The organism is Camelimonas fluminis (genome assembly GCF_014656355.1).
In the GTDB taxonomy this organism is placed as follows: domain Bacteria; phylum Pseudomonadota; class Alphaproteobacteria; order Rhizobiales; family Beijerinckiaceae; genus Camelimonas; species Camelimonas fluminis.
The window spans coordinates 1-1,979 of sequence record NZ_BNCG01000120.1; the positions used below are offsets into that span (position 1 = coordinate 1).

The following is a 1,979-nucleotide window of genomic DNA, read 5'->3' on the forward strand; positions in this document are numbered from 1 at the left end:
TAAACTCTGAAATCGGCATATGTCGAAGCCCTCAAACGCTTCGAGCATCACCATTCGCACACCAGAGCGAAAGGTGGCGCCGGGACACCGCTTACGTCGTAACGCCTATTACACAGGCCTCAACCTGACCGCGGATGCGCGAGCGTTCACAGCCGGCATTCGCCAGGAGCTTGAGCATGAGCTACTGCTTCTGAACGAAACGATCCCACGAAACGACAAGGTCCGGCTGCTGTGGCGCGGCGAAAACCGCATATCGATCACGCCGTTCAAGCCTCTACCGGAGCCGAAGGGGCTTGAAGCGATCAAGGGTGAGATCGGTCAACGCTGGCCGATGACAGGATTGCTCGACGTGCTGAAGGAAGCCGCACTCGATATCGGTCTGCTGGAGGCCTTCGAAACATCGGCGTCGAGAGTTGCTCTGTCGCGCGAGGCGCTGGATCGGCGGCTTCTGTTGTGCCTTTATGGTCTCGGCACGAATGCCGGGCTCAAGCGGATCGCCGGCGCCACACCTGATGTCAGCTACGACGAGCTGCTGCATGTTCACCGCCGCTTTATCCACGCGCCGGCGCTGAGGGAGGCGTGCGCACGGGTTGCAAACGCGACCCTGGCCATCCGCAATGCCGCCGTTTGGGGAGATGCCGGGACGGCATGCGCGTCCGATTCCACGAAGTTCGGCGCGTGGGATCGCAATCTGATGACGGAATGGCATGCCCGCTACGGCGGGCGCGGCGTCATGATCTACTGGCACGTGGAGAAGCGAGCGACCTGCGTGTATTCGCAGCTCAAGCGGTGCTCTTCCTCGGAGGTCGCCTCCATGATCGAAGGTGTGCTGCGTCATTGCACCGATATGGAAATCCAGCGCCAGTATGTCGATAGCCATGGTCAGAGCGCGGTCGGTTTCGCATTTTGCCGCCTTCTCGGCTTTGAACTCGCCCCGCGCCTGAAGGCGATTGCGCGCCAGAAGCTGGCAATCCCTGAAGCGGCGATGCGTTCACGACTGCCGAATCTGCTGCCGATCCTTTCCGGAGCGATCAACTGGGACGAGATCGTGCAGCAATATGACGAGATGGTCAAATACACCGCCGCCATGCAGTCGAGAACGGCGGACCCGGAGGCGATCCTGCGCCGTTTCGCCCGTGCCGAAGTGATGCACCCGACCTACAAGGCGCTGAGCGAACTCGGCCGCGCGGTCAAGACCATATTCCTGTGCCGCTATCTTCGTCAGGAGGCATTCCGCCGGGAAATCCACGAGGGGCTGAATGTCGTCGAGAACTGGAACAGCGCCAACGGTTTCGTCTTCTTCGGCAAGAGCGGCGAGATCGCCACCAACCGGATTGACGAGCAGGAAATCTCCGCCCTCGCACTGCATCTGCTGCAGGCGTCGCTCGTTTATGTGAACACCCGTATGCTTCAGACCGTGTTGGTGGAACCGAAATGGGTAGACCGGATGACGCCGGAGGATTATCGCGGACTCACACCGTTGATCTACAGCCACGTCAATCCTTATGGCAGGTTCGATCTCGATCTGAACAGCCGGATCGATTTTGGCCGGCTTGCGGCATGAACCGATCGGGGGCGCTGCAATCCATCGCAACCAGATTCCTGTTGTGTATGTGTACTTGCGGTGGTTTGCGGGAAGGGGGTGAAATCCTACCCTAAGCGCGCGGAAGAACGCGAGGCAGCATCATGGCATCCGGGCTTTTAACGCTCCTCGGGTGGTTTGAGATGCCGGAACTGCACCAGCAACAGCAGGTCATAGGTGATCTTCAGCGCTCCGCAGATGACGAGCGGCCAGGCCCGATATGAGGCCGCGAAGAGCACACCCGCCAGCGCAGGACTGGCTGCCGCCGCGAGACTGCGCGGGACCGATGTGAAGCTCGCCGCCGCGGTCCGCTCCGCCTCCGTGACAACGGCCATCATGCGGATTCCACGGATGATGGGCATCGATTCCACGCGATCGTGGGCATGGATTCCACGGC

General features: G+C 60.7%; 2 pseudogenes. One reads left to right on the top strand and one right to left on the bottom strand.

The features are described from left to right. Positions 1-97: 97 nt before the first annotated feature. Positions 98-1,564 (top strand): annotated as a pseudogene (locus IE243_RS22660) (Tn3 family transposase); the annotation flags it as partial. A gap of 137 nt (positions 1,565-1,701) precedes the next feature. Here IE243_RS22660 and IE243_RS22665 read toward each other — a convergent pair. Continuing rightward, positions 1,702-1,979 (bottom strand): annotated as a pseudogene (locus tag IE243_RS22665) (hypothetical protein); the annotation flags it as partial.